The sequence below is a fragment of the Seonamhaeicola marinus genome, from assembly GCF_008085455.1.
In genome coordinates, this window is record NZ_VSDQ01000147.1 from 1 (window position 1) to 295 (window position 295).

The following is a 295-nucleotide window of genomic DNA, read 5'->3' on the forward strand; positions in this document are numbered from 1 at the left end:
TGATATGCCGATATTTTATCGGTTTGGTAATCGCCTTTCCAAAAACGTCTTCTACTTAAACGTACAAACCAGTTACTTAAGTAATCTTGTGTAAAATCTGAAATAGCTCTGGCTGCCTTGGTTGGTTCATAATCAGCATAAAATGCATCAACCTTTTTAATTAAGGTGTGTAATTCTGATAAAATCCACCTATCTAATTCTGGTCTTTCAGCTAACGGAATATCAGCTTCGGCGTAGTTAAATTTATCAAGATTTGTATATAAACTAAAAAATGAATAGGTATTATAAAGTGTTC

At 32.5% G+C, this 295-nt stretch carries 1 protein-coding gene; it reads right to left on the reverse strand.

Features of this window, described 5'->3' with window-relative positions:
• On the reverse strand, positions 1 to 295 hold a 295-nt coding region (locus FUA24_RS01170; protein WP_148539688.1), incomplete at both ends, for a class I tRNA ligase family protein.